Source organism: Pseudomonas sp. W3I7 (assembly GCF_030816095.1).
Classification (GTDB): domain Bacteria; phylum Pseudomonadota; class Gammaproteobacteria; order Pseudomonadales; family Pseudomonadaceae; genus Aquipseudomonas; species Aquipseudomonas salomonii.
Map to the genome: position 1 here is coordinate 2,891,059 of NZ_JAUSXP010000001.1, position 18,043 is coordinate 2,909,101.

15 protein-coding genes and 1 pseudogene are annotated in these 18,043 nt (G+C 61.1%); 6 read left to right on the forward strand and 10 right to left on the reverse strand.

What is annotated here, in order from left to right; genetic code table 11:
* Positions 1-104 precede the first annotated feature (104 nt).
* The 7 genes and pseudogenes from QF043_RS13505 to QF043_RS13535 form a co-directional block, all read right to left on the reverse strand.
* A complete protein-coding gene (locus QF043_RS13505; RefSeq protein ID WP_307418871.1) occupies positions 105-731 on the reverse strand; it encodes a dTMP kinase in 627 nt (208 codons plus the stop codon).
* 68 nt (positions 732-799) lie between these two features.
* Positions 800-2,029, reverse strand: coding sequence for a phosphopentomutase (locus QF043_RS13510; protein WP_307418872.1), 1,230 nt, complete (start codon positions 2,027-2,029; stop codon positions 800-802).
* Positions 2,026-3,333: a thymidine phosphorylase gene (gene deoA / locus QF043_RS13515; RefSeq protein ID WP_307418873.1), complete on the reverse strand. Its 1,308-nt coding sequence runs from the start codon at positions 3,331-3,333 to the stop codon at positions 2,026-2,028. The genes QF043_RS13510 and deoA overlap by 4 nt, the downstream gene beginning before the upstream one ends.
* A 10-nt stretch (positions 3,334-3,343) precedes the next feature.
* Positions 3,344-4,613 (reverse strand): annotated as a pseudogene (locus QF043_RS13520) (NupC/NupG family nucleoside CNT transporter).
* A 54-nt stretch (positions 4,614-4,667) separates the two neighbouring features.
* Positions 4,668-5,066 (reverse strand): cytidine deaminase, encoded by a 399-nt coding sequence (locus QF043_RS13525; protein ID WP_307418874.1) that lies wholly within the window; start codon positions 5,064-5,066, stop codon positions 4,668-4,670.
* Between the two features lie 168 nt (positions 5,067-5,234).
* Positions 5,235-6,548, reverse strand: coding sequence for an LLM class flavin-dependent oxidoreductase (locus QF043_RS13530; RefSeq protein ID WP_307418875.1), 1,314 nt, complete (start codon positions 6,546-6,548; stop codon positions 5,235-5,237).
* Positions 6,545-7,516 carry an ABC transporter substrate-binding protein gene (locus QF043_RS13535; RefSeq protein ID WP_307418877.1) on the reverse strand — a complete coding sequence of 324 codons (972 nt, stop codon included), beginning with the start codon at positions 7,514-7,516 and terminating at the stop codon, positions 6,545-6,547. The genes QF043_RS13530 and QF043_RS13535 overlap by 4 nt, the downstream gene beginning before the upstream one ends.
* A 305-nt stretch (positions 7,517-7,821) precedes the next feature.
* Between QF043_RS13535 and QF043_RS13540 the strand changes: the two genes are divergently transcribed.
* A complete protein-coding gene (locus QF043_RS13540) occupies positions 7,822-8,718 on the forward strand; it encodes a LysR family transcriptional regulator (protein ID WP_307418878.1) in 897 nt (298 codons plus the stop codon).
* A 143-nt stretch (positions 8,719-8,861) separates the two neighbouring features.
* Here the strand turns inward: QF043_RS13540 and QF043_RS13545 are convergent, their stop codons facing one another.
* The gene (locus QF043_RS13545) at positions 8,862-9,803 is read right to left on the reverse strand and encodes a cupin (RefSeq protein WP_307418880.1); all 942 of its coding nucleotides are present in this window, start codon (positions 9,801-9,803) and stop codon (positions 8,862-8,864) included.
* A 280-nt stretch (positions 9,804-10,083) separates the two neighbouring features.
* On the opposite strand from QF043_RS13545, the gene QF043_RS13550 reads away from it, so the two are divergent.
* Positions 10,084-10,953 carry an oxaloacetate decarboxylase gene (locus tag QF043_RS13550; protein WP_307418881.1) on the forward strand — a complete coding sequence of 290 codons (870 nt, stop codon included), beginning with the start codon at positions 10,084-10,086 and terminating at the stop codon, positions 10,951-10,953.
* A 58-nt stretch (positions 10,954-11,011) separates the two neighbouring features.
* On the opposite strand, the gene QF043_RS13555 is transcribed toward QF043_RS13550, so the two are convergent.
* Positions 11,012-11,647 carry a hypothetical protein gene (locus QF043_RS13555; RefSeq protein ID WP_307418882.1) on the reverse strand — a complete coding sequence of 212 codons (636 nt, stop codon included), beginning with the start codon at positions 11,645-11,647 and terminating at the stop codon, positions 11,012-11,014.
* Positions 11,648-12,109: 462 nt separating this feature from the next.
* Between QF043_RS13555 and QF043_RS13560 the strand changes: the two genes are divergently transcribed.
* Entirely contained in the window at positions 12,110-13,432 is a 1,323-nt protein-coding gene (locus tag QF043_RS13560; RefSeq protein ID WP_307418883.1) for an OprD family porin, read from the forward strand.
* Here the strand turns inward: QF043_RS13560 and QF043_RS13565 are convergent, their stop codons facing one another.
* A complete protein-coding gene (locus tag QF043_RS13565; RefSeq protein WP_307418884.1) occupies positions 13,433-13,909 on the reverse strand; it encodes a helix-turn-helix domain-containing protein in 477 nt (158 codons plus the stop codon).
* A gap of 106 nt (positions 13,910-14,015) precedes the next feature.
* On the opposite strand from QF043_RS13565, the gene fabF reads away from it, so the two are divergent.
* The 3 genes from fabF (at position 14,016) to QF043_RS13580 (ending at position 17,972) form a co-directional block, all read left to right on the forward strand.
* A complete protein-coding gene (gene fabF, locus QF043_RS13570) occupies positions 14,016-15,284 on the forward strand; it encodes a beta-ketoacyl-ACP synthase II (protein WP_307418885.1) in 1,269 nt (422 codons plus the stop codon).
* Between the two features lie 65 nt (positions 15,285-15,349).
* Entirely contained in the window at positions 15,350-15,730 is a 381-nt protein-coding gene (locus tag QF043_RS13575; RefSeq protein ID WP_017135617.1) for a RidA family protein, read from the forward strand.
* A gap of 238 nt (positions 15,731-15,968) precedes the next feature.
* The gene (locus QF043_RS13580; protein WP_307418887.1) at positions 15,969-17,972 is read left to right on the forward strand and encodes a U32 family peptidase; all 2,004 of its coding nucleotides are present in this window, start codon (positions 15,969-15,971) and stop codon (positions 17,970-17,972) included.
* Positions 17,973-18,043 lie beyond the last annotated feature (71 nt).

Consider the following 18,043-nt stretch of genomic DNA (forward strand, 5'->3'; position numbering starts at 1 on the left):
CTGCCTGGAATTCGGGAGGCATGATATACCAACAAATCTCATTTGCCACTCATTCTCATTTGCAGATTTTCGAGTATCGGCTTTGTACCTCAGGGGCAATTTCTCTAACCTGCTTCGACTGCCTTAAGCACGTCGTAGATCTCGGAAACCACCTGCCCCGTCGCCTGCTCAATCGTCCCTTCATTACGGCACAAAACCCAACCCTGCTCTTGCGCCGCTCGCACGAACGCCTGGGTACATTCGACATGCTCCTGCAGCGTATGGATCAACGTACTGCCCAACCCGCGCCGTCGTTGCGCGGCCCTCGACCATGAAATCTCGGGGTCGGTGATAACGCCCACATGCAGGTCCGGCACTTGCACGTGTCGGCCCAGGTTTAACTGGAGTATGTCTGCGAACGGGACTGTGCGGCGAAACGCTGCGTCCGAAGGGTACCAACGGTCTATCAGGATAATGCTGTCGGCTGGCTGTTTAGTCAGCACGTGCCGGGAAATCCACAGCCGGCTCTCCGCAAAGCGCTCACACACGCTCCACTCCGAATCATCGGTGGGGTTTCTGGCGTGTGTGTTGACCAGGGCCATGGTCTCAGCCCTGTAGGGATCGCTTTTTCGTTCGCAAAGACGGATCACTTTTTTGTTGTCTGCCCGCAGTGCTTGGGTGACGGCTTCCAACAGCGTGGTTTTACCGGTGCCTTTGGGGCCATCCAGGGAGACAAATAGTGGACGATTCATGCTTCACGTAATGATGGATAAGTGATGAGCACCTTAACTCAGTTTGAAGCCGATGACGCTTGGCGATGTTATGGCTCACGCAGCAAAAAGGACGCCCCCCACGCCAACGGTTCCAACCCCAAATGCACCGCCAGCGTCTGGCCGATATCGGCAAAGCTGGCTCGCTCGCCCAACCAGCCCGCCGCCACGCCTGCACCATAAGCCAGTACGGGCACATGCTCGCGGGTATGGTCGCTGCCCGGACGCGAGGGGTCGCAGCCGTGGTCGGCGCTGATGATCAGCAACGTTTGCGGGTCCATCAACGCCAGTAACTCCGGCAGCCTGCGGTCGAACGCCTCCAGCGCGGCAGCGTAGCCGGCCAGGTCTCGGCGGTGCCCGTAGAGCATGTCGAAGTCGACGAAGTTGGCAAACACCAGGCTGTTGTCGGGTGCTTCCCGGTAGGCCTTGAGCGTGGCGTCGAACAGTGCGTCGTTGCCATCGGCCTTGTACAAGCGGCTGATGCCTCGGTGAGCGAAAATATCGCCGATTTTGCCCACCGCATGCACGCTGCCGCCGGCGTCGCAGAGGCTGTCCAGCAACGTCGCTGACGGTGGCGGCACGGTGTAGTCGCGGCGATTGCCGGTGCGGCGGAACTGGCCTGCGTGTTCGCCGGTGAAGGGTCGGGCAATGACCCTGCCGACGGTGTATTCATCACATAAAGTACGGGCAATTTCACACACCCGGTACAGTGCCTCTAGACCGAAGTGGCTTTCATGGGCGGCGATTTGCATCACGCTGTCGGCCGAGGTGTAGCAAATCGGCTGCCGGCTGCGGATGTGCAATTCACCCAAATCATCCAGCACGGTGGTGCCAGAGGCATGGCAATTGCCCAGGATGCCCGGCAAGCCTGCCTGCTCAATCAGGTCGGCCAGCAGTTGCGGTGGAAAGGACTCGGTCGGTCGCTCGAAATAACCCCAGTCAAACAGCACCGGCACGCCCATCATTTCCCAATGCCCGGAAGGCGTGTCCTTGCCGGATGATTGCTCGCGCGCATGGCCAAAGGCGCCGATCGGTGCCGCGTCGCCCCAATTGCCTGGCAACGGTCCATTGCCACTGGCCGCCGCTGCGGCGCCCAGTCCCAACTGGCCCAGATTCGGCAGGTTCAAAGGTCCACGTCGCAATGGCCCATCGGCCTCACCACGGGCACAGGCTTCGGCGATATGGCGCAAGGTGTCGGCGCCGGTATCGCCAAACAGCGCGGCGTCGGCACTCGCGCCTATGCCCAATGAGTCCAGCACTAATACGATGGCCTTGCTCATAGGATTGCCTGGATCAATTCGCGCGCGGCCGGGCGTGCACCGCCTAGCCGATACGCTGCGCGCAAGGCGGATGCGCCCTGCCCGGCCTGCTCTTTTGTATGCGCGTGAACCCAGCCCAGCGGTCGTTGCGCGCTCACGTGTTCGCCGACAAAGGCCAACTCGCTGAAACCCACGGACAAGTCCAGCACGTCGTCCGGATGGCTGCGTCCACCGCCCAAGGTCACCACCGCCAACCCCACCGCTCGGGTGTCGATCTCGGTGACACAGCCCTCCTCCTCGGCCCACACCGGCACCGACACGACAGCCTTGGGTAAAAACTCATCGGGGGTAAGGGTAAAACCCTGCGGGCCGCCCAGCGCAACCACCATCTGTTCAAATCGCTGCAAGGCCGCGCCGCTCTGCCAGGCTTGAAGCAATTGATCACGGGCCTGAGCCTCGTCCCTCGCCAGGCCGGCCATCGTCAGTGCCTGGGTGGCCAGCGCCAACGTCACCGCCCACAGGCGTTCACTGCGCACCTCGCCCTTGAGCAGGGCTACCGCTTCGGCCACTTCCAGGGCATTGCCGGCACTGCGGGCCAGCGGCTGGTCCATGTCGGTGATAAGTGCACGGGTATTGACCCCGGCACCGTTGGCCACTGCGACGATGCTGGCGGCGAGTGCTCGCGCCTGCTCAGGCTCAGCCATAAAGGCGCCGTTGCCGGTCTTCACATCCATGATCAATACATCGAGGCCGGCGGCGAGTTTCTTGCCGAGGATCGACGCGGTGATCAGGTCTATCGACTCCACCGAGCCCGTCACATCACGGATCACGTACAAGCGCTTGTCCGCCGGCGCGAGGTTGGCGGTCTGGCCGATGATCGCGCAGCCGACTTCAGCCACCACGGCACGCAGGCGTTCGGTGCTGGGGTGGCAGTCGTAGCCGGGGATGCTTTCGAGCTTGTCCAGGGTGCCGCCGGTATGCCCCAGGCCGCGCCCGGAGATCATTGGCACGTAACAGCCGCAGGCCGCCAGCAAGGGCGCGAGCAACAGGCTGATCATGTCGCCGACGCCGCCAGTGGAATGCTTGTCGACGATCGGCCCCGGCAGTTCCCACTTCAGTGTCTGGCCGGAGTCGCGCATTGCCTCGGTCAAGGCGATGCGTTCGCTCACGTCCATGCCCTTGATGAACACCGCCATGGCGAATGCCGCCACTTGCCCATCGCTGAGGCTACCGTCGGCAATGCCGGCGACGAACCGTTGAATGTCGATAGCGGCCAGGGCATGCCCGTCACGTTTACGGCGAATCACTTCTTGTGGCAACCACATACTGTGCTCCTTACAGCGAAATGAAAAAGCCGACGATCGCCGCGCTCATCAGGTTGGAAAGCGTGCCGCCGATCATGGCCCGCAGGCCCAGCCAGCCGCGCCAGTTCTTGACGCCGTTGCGGGGCGATACCCGTAAGGCCGCCCAGTTGGATAGCAATCGAGGACAGGTTGGCAAAACCGCACAGGGCGAAGGTGACGATCACTTGGGTGTGTGCCGACAACAGTGGCACCCCGGCTGCGGCAGCCTTGTCTGCGGTCAGGTAATTGGCCAGGTCGGCATAGGCGACAAACTCGTTGAGCACCAGTTTTTCCCCGATAAAGCCGCCGGCCAGCACTGCCTCATGCCACGGCACCCCGAGCAGAAACGCGATGGGCGCCAACACGTGCCCGAGCACCAGTTGCAAGGTCAGTTGCGGGTAGCCGAACCAGTTGCCTGCCCAGCCGAGCAGCCCGTTGAACAAGGCGATCAACGCGATAAACGAAAGCAGCATCGCGCCCACCGCCAAGGCCAGGCGCAAGCCGACCTGTGCGCCCTCGGCCGCCGCGTCGATGATATTGGTCGGCCGATTCTCGGCCTGCCCCAGCTCTTCAATCACCTCGTCGGTGCGCGCCGCTTCGGTTTCCGGCTCCATAAGCTTGGCCATCAGCAACGCCCCCGGCGCCGACATGAAACACGCGGCGATCAGGTACTTGAGTTCCACCCCGAGCCCGGCATAACCGAGCAACACCGAGCCTGCCACTGCGGCAAAACCACCGACCATCACCGCGAACAACTCAGAGCGCGTCAACTTGGCAATGAACGGCCGCACCACCAACGGCACCTCCGACTGGCCAATGAAAATCGCCGACGTCACCACCATCGACTCGACCCGACTGGTACCCAGCAACAGGCGCAAGCCGCCGCCCACCAGCCGGATAATCCAGCCCATCACGCCGATGTAATACAGCACCGAGATAAAGCTGCCGAAGAACACAATCATCGGCAACACCCGGATAGCGAATACAAACCCGCCATTGCCGAACACTTCAAACATATGCGGCGAACTCAACCCGCCGAACAGAAACTCGATGCCTTTGTTGGCATACAGCTGCAGGGACGCCACCGCGCCTGATAGCGCGGCGAGCACCGTCTGGCCCCAGGGCACGTACAGCGCAAAAGCGCCGATCAACACCTGGATCACAAAGGCGACCGAAACGGTGCGCCAGTTGATCGAGCGTCGCTGGTGGGATAAAGCAATGGCAATGACAATAAGGGTCGCTATTCCGACAAGACTGATCATGCAGGCGTCTCAACAAGGGACCAAGCGGACGCAGGCCAGCAGGCCTGCCCAGGATTAGAAAGCGTCGAAGGCGCCCGGCAGCAATTGCGCCAGGGTCCAGGTGCGGGTGGCTGCCGGGTCACTGCCCTGGCAAATCACCACTGCATCCTTGGCCATCAACTCCAGCATCACCTGGCGGCAGGCACCGCAAGGGCTTATCAGTGAAACGTTGGGTGCGTAAACCGCGATGGCCCTGAAACTGCCCGGCGCATGGCCCTGGCTGATGGCACTGAACAAAGCACTGCGTTCGGCACAATTGGTCAGCCCGTAGGAGATGTTCTCCACGTTGCAGCCCAATACGACCTCACCTTCGGCGGTCAGCAACGCCGCGCCGACCGGAAACTTGGAATAAGGCGAATACGTACGCTCGGCCGCCCGCTTGGCCTGTTCCATCAAACGCTGTTCAATTGTCATTTACAGGGTGCATCCCATTTTTTGCGAGCACGTCCAGGACGGTCGTGACGCTCTTATGGGTGTTATTAAAATAACATTTGATGTGAATACTCAATCTTTATTTTTGCCCAGACACAAAAGCACGAAACGGTGCCGCCATGCTGGGCGTCCACGTCGCTCATCTTTGTGTTAAGCCCTCGGAATCTCCAGGCCAAGGCTTTCGCGCAACGTCGTGCCTTCATACGCCGCGCGATACACACCGCGTTCCTGCAGCAACGGTATGACTTCCCGGGTAAACCGCGTGAACTGCCCCGGATGCCCAATATAAATATTGAACCCATCCACCGCCCGCGCCTCCAGCCAATCGGCCATCTTTCGCGCGACAGTATCCGCCGTCCCCACAAACGCTCCCGGCCGCAGTTGCCGGCCAAATTCAACCGCCTGACGCAAGGTAAAGCCCTTCTCCCGCGCCTGATCAGCGATGCGCTTGGCATTGGTAAAAAAGCTGCTGCGTGCAGCTTCCAGGCTCTCCTGCGGAAACGGCGCATCCAGGTCGTATTGGCTGAAATCATGCCAGCCAAAATTACGCCCGAACTCTTTCAACGCCAGCTCAAAGCTGTGATCGACCTGGTGGTAGTACTGCTCGATTTCACGCGCATGCGCGTCAGTGTCGCCGACATAGATTTCCGCGCCGGGCATCACCAGCAATTGCTCCGGATCACGTCCGTGTTGCAGCGCCCTGCCCTTTATGTCCCGGTAAAACGCCTGGCCCTGTTCGATGCTGGCGGCGTGGGTGAAGATCACATCCGCCGTAGCGGCGCCGAGGTCGCGGCCTTGTTCGGAGTCACCGGCCTGGAAGATCACCGGCTGGCCCTGGGGCGAGCGTTGGATATTCAGCGGGCCGACCACCGAAAAGTGCTCGCCCTTGTGGTTCAGGCTGTGCAGTTTACTCGGGTCGAGGAATTGGCCTGTCGCACGGTCACGCACGAAGGCGTCATCCTCGTAGGAATTCCACAAGCCCTGCACCACTTGGACGTGTTCGGCGGCGCGACCGTAGCGGGTGTCGTAGTCGTAATGCTCGTCGCGGCTGTAATTGCCGGCCGTGCCGGCATCGCCGCTGGTGACCACGTTCCAGCCGGCGCGGCCTTTACTGATCAGGTCCAGGGAGGCCAAACGCCGTGCCACGTTGTACGGCGAGTTATAGGACGTTGTCAGTGTGCCGACCAAACCGATATGCCGTGTGCTGACGGCCAATGCCGACAACAGTGTCAGCGGTTCCAGGCGATTGAGGTAATGGGACGGCGAGCCGGGCGTGATGAACTGGCTGTCGACGATAAACATCAAGTCGAACAACGCGGCCTCGGCCTGGCGGGCGATGTCGATGTACCAGTCGACGTTGACGCTGGCATCGGCCGGTAACTCGGGGTCAAGCCACAGGTTGTGGCGGCCGGGGCCGCCGCAGCCCATCGTCAGGGCGCCGAGTTTCAGCTGTCTTTTAGTCATTGATTAAGTGTTCCTTGAAGCGTTTTGGCCACGGCGGGTTGCAAAGCGGCCGCGAATGAGTCGTCGAACAGGCTGGCCGCCGAATAGGATTTGACCAGGCCCTGGCTGGCAAAAAAGTCCACGGTCTTTTGCGCTTCCACCGGCGACTGAGCCGTGACCGGTTCGACCGTGGTGCGCGCGCGGGCAAACCAGGCGCGGGCGATGTCGGCATCGGCGCGGGTGCGTTTGGCCCAGGCATCCGCATACGCGTCGGCATTGGCCGGGTTTTGGCGGGTCCAGTCGCGGGCTTTTTTCAGGCGCTGGAGAAAATCAGTGATTGGCGCACGCTTGGCCTCGATAGCCTTGGCGTTGGCGGCGATGAAACTCTGGGCCGGGATCAGTCCTTCAGCTGTCGCCAATACCCGTGCGCCCTGGCGTTCCTGCTGGGTAACGTAGGGTTCCCAGGTGGCGATCACATCGACCGAGCCGCCTTCGAGCGCATGGGAAGCATCCAGCGCGCTGAGGTAGCGCAGTTCCAGCGAGTCACGTGGCACGCCGGCTTTGTCCAGCGCCGTCATCAGCAGCTGCTGGCTCCAGGAGCCTTTCCAGACGGCCGCGCGCTTGCCGGCAAGGTCCGCAAGGCTGTGGATCGAGGAGTCTTTTCTGACCAGAATCGCCACGCCCTCGAGGTTCTGTCGGCTGATGCCAATCACTTTGATCGGCGCGCCGAGTGCGCCCAGGAACAACACCGGCGCATCCCCCAGCAGGCCGATGTCCAGGCTGTTGGCATTCAGCGCTTCGGCGACGGGCGAACCGGCGGTGAATTGCTTCCATTCCAGCGTGTAAGGCAGGTCGTTGAGCCCCCCCGCCGCTTCCATCACGGCCTGGGCGTTGTAGCTTTGATCGCCCACCACCAGCGTTTGCGCGTGCACAGTCAGGCATAGCAAGGCGGCCGTCATGCCGGCCGCCAGTGTTGTCAGGTAACGCACGTTTTTCTCCAAATGCCTGTTTATAAGGAGGGAGAAGATGAGGGACCGATCACGCGGTGTAAAATACTTATAATGCATATCCTAATTCTATAAGAATGCGGAATATGCATTTTATAGGCATCATTGCATCCGCAGCTCAGGGGCCGGTATTGCGTAGTGCCCGGCACCACCGACACTGGCTTGAGTCCATCCATCGCCAGATGCACCGGCTCGCGACGCCAAACAACCGGGTCCCGTGCCCGTGGCGGTGCCTGACCACAGCCGGTAACCTGAGCGCTCCCCCACGCTGACCACCGAGGCGGCACTTGGATTATTTCGCTGCGCTAACCGCCTTTGTCGAGGCCGCCGAAGGCAATAATTTTTCCCGGGCGGCTGAGCGACTGGGCATCAAGGCATCCACGGTCTCGCGCTACGTGAAGGACCTTGAGCAGGATTTGGGCATCGCCCTGTTCAACCGCTCGACACGCACGCTGCACCTGACCGAAGGCGGCCAAACGTTTCTGCTGCACGCCCGCCGTGTATTGGATGAGCTTGAGCAAGCCAAGGCCGCCACCTCGGCGCTCAACCAGCAACCCCGTGGGGTGCTCAAACTCAATTTGCCGCCGGCGTTTGCCCGTCACCATATCCTGCCGGTGTTGAACCTGTTCCTGGCGCGCTACCCGCAAATCAAGCTGGAATTGGTGCTGGATAACGCCCAGGTCAACCTGATTCACTCAGGCGTTGACCTGGCGATTCGGATTGGCGCCCTGCCCGACTCCACGCTCAAGGCGCGCAAGATCTGCGCGGGAAAGTACCTGCTGGTGGCCAGCCCGGGGTTTTGTGCGCAGCACGCGGCCCCGGCGACACCGGCAGACCTGGCCGGCCTGCCGGCCATCCTGAGCCTCCAAGATGTTGCCTTCGAGGCCGGTGGTGAAGTGTTGCCGCTGGTATACGGCGACTGTATCCGTATCAACGACCTGGACGCGCAACTGCTCGCTGCACGCCAAGGCCTGGGCTTTGCCTTGCTGCCGGATTGGCTGGTGAGCAAAAGCCTTGAGGCGGGCGAGCTACAGGTGTGGCTCCCGCACTGGAACATCCTGGGGGCTGAACAGGCGTTTGCGGTGTGGTTTGTCTACCCGCCCAAGCGCATCGTGTCGTCCAAGGTGCGCTGTTTTATCGACTTTATCGTCGAACAGCTGGGCGAAACGCCGTATTGGAAATAGGGCCGACCTGAATGGCTGGCGCTAAAGCGAAACCTGTGGAACTGGCTTGCCTGCGATGCAAGCAGCTCGGCACATCAGGCATACCGAGTTGATGCAATCGCAGGCAAGCCAGCTCCCACAGAAAAGCAGATATTCATTTGCTGTCAGCTGAAGCGGATATCCAGGGCCCGCAGGTAGGTTTGCAGCCCGGCGTCCTGGATCGGGATCAGGAATGCCTCGGTGTCCGATTCGTTGAAATGCGCATGCCAATAACCCGGTGGCGTTACGAACGCCAGGCCTGGCGACCAGTCAACCCGCACCGGGTTGCGGATCTGGCCGTCGGCGTCCAGCTCCGTGCCCACCAGTGAATAACAGCCCTTGGGGCAGTCGATGATGAAGTCCAGCGCAATCGACTGGTGCCGGTGCGGCTTCTGGATCGAGCCCGGCGGCAGAATGCCGTACATGGCCCAAAGCACATGCGTGACGGTTCGGGTCTGGGGGAAGTTGCGGTTGCCGAGCAAAATGCTGATGCGGCTGCGGTCCTGGGCGCGGGGGTCATCCGCGGCTTCCCGCAGCTTCTGGTTGGCCAGCGCGGCGGGATACAGCGTCGGCACGAAGCGGTCGCTGCTGCGCGTCACGCCCAGGTAGCGCAACAGCGGTTCATCATGCACGTAGTACAAGCGTGCATCTTGTGACGCAGTGAAACGCGCGGGCTGCAGGCCAGGCAGCGCGATAAAGCAACCGCTGGACCATGGGATATCATGCTCGCCCTGCACCACCCGGCCCTCGCCTGCGATGACATAAAACACCTGTGAGGTCGCGTTGGGGTGCAGGTCCAGGGCATCACCGGCGTTCAAGCGAATAAAGTTGGCACACAACCCCGGCCCGGTCGCCGGGCCTTCACAGCCCAACGCGTCGCTGAGGTCCAGCGCGACCACCCGCGAGGCGCCGCTGTCGTACAGCGAGGCCGGGAAGCTGTGGTAGGGAATGCGGGTAATCAGGTTGGCACTGATCGGGTTGGCCGCCTTGCTGTATTCGAAGTACTCGGCGTCCACTTGCTCGTTTGGCACTGCATCGGTCAGGTCGGGTTTGAATTCGCGGTTCATCAATCACCTCAGGCTTGGGCGGGTTTGAATCCACTATAGGCAGTGCGTCTGCGGGGATTAAGCACTGCGTCGGCACAGCAGTTGTGCAGGATGGGGCGGCTCTGCCCTGTGACGGTGCAATCGGCCTGTCCAGCGCCTGAGTGTGAACCGATGATCCATGTGCTCGGCGTGTATCTCATGCTCAAACGTCATAATCCCCGGTTCCTCTGCGTGGTAATCTTGGCGCCACCACGAATAGACATTGATCGTCACATGACGATGACCAAAGCCAGGAAAGAACATGCCAAAGATTTCTCACTCAGCGTTGCGCCGCAACTTCCGTGAACTGCTTGCCAAACCCATCTGCGTTGAAACCGCCTCCGTCTTCGACCCCATGTCCGCGCGTATCGCCGCCGACCTGGGTTTTGAAGTCGGCATCCTCGGTGGTTCGGTCGCCTCGTTGCAGGTACTGGCAGCCCCCGATTTTGCGTTGATCACACTGAGTGAGTTCGTTGAACAGGCCACCCGCATCGGCCGTGTCGCCCAACTGCCGTTTATTGCCGACGCCGACCACGGTTACGGCAATGCGCTGAACGTGATGCGCACGGTCGAAGAGCTTGAGCGTGCCGGTGTGGCCGCGTTGACCATTGAAGACACGCTGTTGCCGGCGCAATTCGGGCGCAAATCCACCGATTTGATTTCCGTCGAGGAAGGCATCGGCAAAGTGAAGGCGGCGCTGGAAGCGCGTGTCGACCCTGAACTGTCGATCATTGCGCGCACCAATGCCGGCGTGTTGCCTACCGAAGATGTCATCGCACGCACCAAGGCCTATGAGAAAGCCGGCGCGGACGGCATCTGCATGGTTGGTGTCAAAGACTTCGACCACCTTGAGCAGATCGCCGCCAACCTGACGGTGCCGTTGATGCTGGTGACCTACGGCAACCCGCAGCTCAATGACAGCGAGCGCCTGGCGTCCCTGGGCGTGCGCATTGTGGTGGCCGGCCACGGCGCCTACTTTGCGTCGATCAAAGCCACTTACGACAGCCTGCGCGCCCAGCGCAAGCTGACCAGCAGCACCTCCAACCTCAGCGCTACGGAGCTGACCCATACCTACACGTTGCCGGAGAGCTACGTGGCGTGGGCTGAAGAGTTCATGGACGTTAAAGAGTAATAGCCGCAACGGTGCTGATTGTTGCAATCAGCACCGGATACACGCGGTGCGGGCTGCTTCAGTCAATCCTCCAGCGTTCCCCGCGATTATTGCCCGTGCCTTTGTAGCCGCCGTCTCCATCTGGCTCCCAGCCGCCGCCCGCATTCAAGCCGGTGCCGATAAAACCACCGCGACCATCGGATTCAAGCCCCCGGCCCTCGTTCTTACCGGTGCCTATATAGCCGCCGCGACCATCGGACTTGTACCCACGCTTGCGGTACTCACCGCTGCCTTCATACCCGCCGTTGCCATCGGAGCGCCAACTGGCGCCTGAGGCCTTGTCGTCACCACGGAAATAGCCTTTGCCGTCAGACCGGTAGTCCTCACCGGCGTTAAAACCTGTGCCCTTGTAGCCGCCCGAGCCGTCCGGGCTGAAGCCTCGGCCATTGTTGTAGCCGATGCCCATGAGGCCTCCGTCATCGGCGGGAATATAGCCTTTGCCCCTATTTTTACCGGTGCCTCTGAGCGAACCATCCTTTTGCAACTCATAGTCACCGCCCAGGTTTCCCCCAGTGCCTCTAAGACCGCCGCGACCGTCCGGCTCATAGCCGTTGCCTGTGTTGATGCCGGTGCCAAGAAAACCTTCGGCTGCCAGCGCGGAGGCGCTAAGCCCCAGTAAAACAGCGGCGAGCAGGATGTGTGACGCTTTTTTCATGAGGCCTCTGGTCCTTTCAGAGAGGATGATGGGCGTCATGATAGGGCATGGGGTTTGCGCCGCAAGTGCAACAGTCTTGTTACAAACAAATAATGAGACGCGCGCAGTCATATCGCCACTATTCATGGCGAGTTTCAAGTATCAACTTTTATATATAAGGATAAAAAATCCGCCACAGAGCCTGCGGCGGCAAACCAAAGGTTTTGTCGAAGCAGAGCGGCTAAGACCTTATCAACGCTACACCCGTAGAACATTAAAAGAGGTGAAGTTTAATTAATCGAGTTTAATCCGCGCCACCGCTGCAGCCCTCGAAAAATATGATAAAAATCGGCTTCGACAACCACGTCGAGCACAATAAAAACAGCATTACGCTCACCTGAAACATCTGCCATACAACCTTAAACGCACTCCAAGCATGCGGTGTTTCTGTGCACGCGTTAATTATTCCGGGGAAGTCACAACATGATCAAACAGTGGAGCCTGTTAACGCTGGCGGTGTGCGCCAGTATCAGCCAAGCGGCCCTCGCCGAGTCGGTCAGCGACCAGGCTGATTCCAAAGGTTTTATCGACGGCAGCAGCATTACCGGGTTGTTGCGCAACTATTACTTCGACCGCGACCGCCAAAGTGGCAAGGCCGACAACCGCGACTGGACCCAAGGCGCGATGCTCAACTACGCCTCGGGCTTTACCCAGGGCACCATCGGTTTTGGTGTGGATGCCTACGCCTACGGCGCGATGAAACTCGACGCCACCCACGCCGATGCCGGCACCGGTGAATTGCCGACCAACCGCAATGGCGACCCGGAAAATGGCTATGGTTCGGTGGGCGCTGCGGTAAAGATCAAGGTCTCCAAGACCCAGCTCAAATTCGGTGACATGCAACCCACCGCGCCGGTATTCGCCACCGGCGGCACGCGCATTCTGCCGCAGACCGCCACCGGCTTTGACCTGACCAGCAGCGAAATCGCAGGCCTGGACCTGGAAGCCGGGCACTTCACCAGCACCAACAGCGGCATGACCAGCAACCATGACCACGATATCTACGCCACCTACGCCAACGTGGCGGCCAACAGCGCAAGTTTTGTCGGCGGCAAATACACCTTCACGCCGTCGTTGAGCGCAACCCTGTATGCCGGCGAGCTGGAAGACATCTGGCGCCAGTACTACACCAACCTCAACTACGTGATCGCGCTGGGGCATGACCAGTCACTGGCGCTGGACGGCAACCTGTACCGTACCCTCGACACCGGCAGCGCCAAGGCCGGGGCCATCAACAACACCACCTACTCGGTGGCGGCGGCCTACTCGTTCCTGGCGGCGCATACCCTGACGCTGTCGTTCCAGAAAGTCCATGGCGACACACCGTTCGACTACATCGGCACCGGCAACAACGGCGCAGGCGAAGGCGGCGACTCGGTGTTCCTCGCCAACTCGATCCAATGGGGGGACTTCAACGGGCCGGGCGAACAGTCGTGGGGCATTCGTTACGACCTGAACATGGCCAGCTACGGCGTACCGGGCCTGAGCTTCATGACCCGCTACGTCAACGGCTCGGACATCAACGGTACGCACACACCCGCCAACAGTGCCTATGCCGGCGACTATGGCGCCGACGGCGACCACCACGAGACCGATGTGGAAGCCAAATACGTGCTGCAAAGCGGCCCGGCGAAAAACCTGTCGTTTCGCGTGCGTGACGCCATGGTGTCATCCAACGCCGACCAACGCGACGGCAAGTTGAATGAGCTACGGGTGATCGTCGACTATCCGTTTACCCTGTTGTAATCAGTCGCGGCTCAGCCGCTCGCGCATGCCTGCGCTGGCGGCTGGACCGGCCTGTACCACGCAGCGCTCCCACCCCACCACCGAACCTTCGGCGGTTGCCATCATCGGCTCCAGCAACTGCCCGGTCTCGCGCTCCACCACCTCCACGCTGCGGCCTTCTTCGGCGTAATGCCGATTGCCCCACGCCACCAACGCCATCAGCACCATGCGAAAGTCCTCGCCCTTGGCTGTCGGCACGTATTCGTAACGTGGCGGCCGCTCGCTGTAGGCGCGGCGTTCGAGCATGCCGGCCTCCACCAAACCATTCAGGCGGCGCGTCAGCATGTTCGGCGCGATGCCCAGGCTGCGCGAGAACTCATCAAAACGCCGCAAGCCGTGCAGCGCGTCACGCATGATCAACATGCTCCACCACTCCCCTACCCGCTCAAGGCTGCGGGCGATGGGGCATTCGTCGCTGATAAGGGATTTGCGTTGCATGGCCGTTCCTGTGTGCGGGTGCAAAAGTGTGTGACGCCATGTTACTTTCATCATGATAGTGACGTCCACAGCTGTGTATCCCTCAAGCAACAGGAGTCGATTGATCATGAGTAAACGTATCGTCGTGACAGGCATGGGCGCGCTGACGCCGCTGGGGTCGAGTGTGGAATCCACCTGGCAGCGCTTGTTGAACGGGCAATCGGGCATTCGTCGCCTGCCCGAAGAATTGATCGGCGACCTGGCCGTCAGCATCGGTGGCCAGGTGCAAACTGTGCTGCAAGACACCGAAGCCGGGTTTGATCCCGATCGACTGCTGGCCGCCAAGGAACAGCGCAAGATGGACCGCTTTATCCTGTTCGCCCTGGCCGCTGCGGATGAAGCCCTGAAGCAAGCCGGTTGGGCGCCAAAAACGCCGCAAGAGCAGGAACGCACGGCCACCATCATTGCCTCCGGCGTCGGTGGCTTCCCGGCGATTGCCGAGGCGGTGCGCACCACCGACAGCAAAGGCCCACGGCGGTTGTCGCCGTTTACCATTCCATCGTTTCTGAGCAACATGGCGGCCGGGCATGTGTCGATCAACTATGGTTTGAAAGGCCCATTAGGCGCACCGGTGACTGCCTGCGCGGCGGGTGTACAGGCGATTGGTGATGCGGCGCGAATGATCCGCGCCGGGGAAATCGATGTGGCGGTGTGCGGTGGCGCGGAAGCGGCGATTCATCGGGTCAGCCTTGCCGGCTTTGCTGCCGCACGGGCGTTGTCCAGCGACTTCAATGACACGCCGGAGCTCGCTTCGCGGCCGTTCGATCAGGCGCGTGATGGTTTTGTAATGGGCGAAGGCGCAGGGATCCTGGTCATCGAAGCGCTTGAGCACGCCCTGGCACGCGGCGCGCAACCCATTGCCGAACTGGTCGGTTATGGCACCAGCGCCGATGCCTATCACATGACCGCAGGCCCGGAAGACGGCGATGGCGCGCGGCGGGCAATGACGCAAGCGTTGCGTCAGGCCGGTATCGAGGCGTCCCAGGTGCAGTATTTGAATGCGCATGCAACGTCGACACCCGTGGGTGACAAAGGCGAGCTGGCAGCCATCAAGACCGTGTTCGGCGCCAGTGGCCACCCGGCCATCAGCTCGACCAAATCCGCCACCGGCCACCTGTTGGGCGCCGCCGGCGGTATTGAAGCGATCTTCACCGTCCTCGCCCTGCGCGATCAGATTGCCCCGATGACCCTCAACCTCGACAACCCGGATGCCCTGGCGGACGGCCTGGACATGGTGCGCGGTGAGGCGCGGCCCATGCCGATTGAGTACGCGCTGTCCAATGGCTTCGGTTTTGGCGGCGTGAATGCCAGCGTGCTGTTCCGGCGCTGGGTGTAGTTTGCCCCTGCCGTAGATTTCGGGGACCATGGGCGCCTTTCTGCAACCGCCAACAAGAGGCGCCCATGGCCAACCACGACCTGTCCTTCACCCCCGACCCGGATGCCGACTCCATCTCCAGCGACGTCATCGGTTTCAATGGCATCCTGGTCTCCACCCAAATCCCTACTCACGCCGACGGCAGCCTGGAACTGGGCGATATCACCCTGCAAAGCGAATGCACCCTGCAAGCGCTGAAGGTCGCGCTGGAGAAAGCCGGCAGCTCCATGGACCGGGTGATGCACCTGACCATCTACCTCACCGACATGGCTGACCGCGCGGCCTTCAACGAAGTCTACAAGCGCTTTTTCGCCAAGCCCTGGCCTGTGCGTGCAGCCGTTGGCGTGGCTGCGTTGGCGGTAGAAGGCATGCGTGTGGAAGTCACCGCGATGGCCGCCAAAGCCTGAGTTCCAAGCCACCACACACATCCACTGTGGGAGCGGGCTTGCTCGCGAAGAGGGCGTGTCAGTTGATGCATGTGGCGACTGGCACACCGCATTCGCGAGCAAGCCCGCTCCCACAGGTTGGGCCCAGTGAGGCTTTAATAGTCCCTCCCTCAGCAAGGCAGCCCTGCGGTAGATGCCGGTCAGGCATTTCACAGCTACAATGCGCGCCTCGACCGTGACAAGCCTGACTAAAAAAACTATGTCCTTGCCCAAGCACCACCTGGAATTGCTCAGCCCTGCCCGTGATGTCGCCATTGCGCGCGAGGCTATCTTGCATGGCGCCGACGCCATCTACATCGGCGGCCCAAGCTTCGGCGCACGCCATAATGCGTGTAATGAGGTGAGCGATATCGCTCAACTGGTCGAATTCGCCCGCCGTTACCACGCCCGCGTGTTCACCACCATCAACACCATTTTGCATGACAACGAGCTGGAACCTGCGCGCAAGCTGATCCATCAGCTCTACGACGCCGGTGTCGATGCCTTGATCGTGCAAGACCTGGGCGTGATGGAGCTGGATATTCCGCCCATCGAGCTGCACGCCAGCACCCAGACCGATATCCGCACCCTGGCCCGCGCCAGGTTTCTCGACCAGGCCGGTTTTTCGCAGTTGGTATTGGCCCGTGAGCTGAACCTGCAGGAAATTCGCGCGATCGCCGACGAGACCGATGCCGCCATCGAGTTCTTCATCCACGGTGCCCTGTGCGTGGCGTTCTCCGGGCAGTGCAATATTTCCCACGCGCAAAATGGCCGCAGCGCCAACCGTGGCGACTGCTCCCAGGCCTGCCGCCTGCCCTACACCTTGAAAGATGACCAGGGCCGCGTCGTGGCCTTTGAAAAGCACCTGCTGTCGATGAAAGACAACAACCAGAGCGCCAACATCCGCGCCCTGGTCGAAGCCGGCGTGCGCTCGTTCAAGATCGAAGGGCGCTACAAGGACATGGGCTATGTGAAAAACATCACCGCCTATTACCGCCAGCGCCTTGACGACGTGCTTGAAGACCGCCCTGACCTGGCCCGCGCCTCCAGCGGCCGTACTGCGCACTTCTTCCTGCCCGACCCGGAAAAAACCTTCCACCGGGGCAGCACCGACTATTTCGTCACCGACCGCAAGGTCGACATCGGCGCTTTCGATACCCCGACCTTTACCGGCCTGCCGGTGGGTGTAGTGGAAAAAGCCGGCAAGCGTGACCTGCAGGTGGTCACCCATGAGCCGCTGTCCAATGGCGATGGCCTCAATGTGCTGGTCAAGCGCGAGGTCGTGGGTTTCCGTGCCAACATCGCCGAAGCCAAGGGCGAGTTTGAGGAAGACGGCCAGAAGCGCTATCGCTACCGCGTTGAGCCAAATGAAATGCCGGCCGGCTTGCACCAGTTGCGCCCCAATCATCCGCTGAACCGCAACCTCGACCACAACTGGCAACAAGCGCTGCTCAAAACCTCCGCCGAGCGCCGCATCGGCCTGGCCTGGGTGGCACGCCTGCGTGAAGACCAGCTTGAAGTCACCGCCACCAGCGAAGAAGGCATCAGCGCCAGCGTCACCCTGCCCGGCCCGTTTGGCGTGGCCAACAAGCCGGAACAGGCGCTCGACACCCTGCGCGATCTGCTCGGCCAACTCGGCACCACCGAATACCACGCCACGCACATCGAGTTGGATGCGCCGCAGGCGTTCTTCATCCCCAACTCGCAACTCAAGGCCTTGCGCCGTGAAGTGATCGAGGCATTGACGGCCGCACGCGTTGCCGCGCACCCGCGTGGCGGGCGTAAAGCTGAAACCTCGCCGCCGCCGGTGTACCCGGAAGCGCACCTGTCGTTCCTGGCCAACGTCTACAACCAGAAGGCCCGCGACTTCTACCACCGTCACGGCGTCAAGCTGATCGACGCCGCCTTCGAAGCCCACGAAGAAACCGGCGAAGTGCCGGTGATGATCACCAAGCACTGCCTGCGTTTCTCGTTCAACCTGTGCCCTAAACAGGCCAAGGGTGTGACCGGCGTGAAAACCAAGGTGGCGCCGATGCAGTTGATTCACGGCGATGAAGTGCTGACCCTCAAGTTCGACTGCAAGCCGTGCGAGATGCACGTGGTGGGCAAGATCAAGGGGCATATCCTTGGGTTGCCGCAACCGGGCAGTGAAGTACGACAGCAGGTTGTGGGTCATATCAGCCCGGCCGACCTGCTTAAGACGATACCGCGCGCGGTCCAGTGAACCGAACCTGCCTACTTCTACAATTAGAAGTAGGCAGGCGGTTTAAGTGACAGCGCTAACAACGGCTGTGC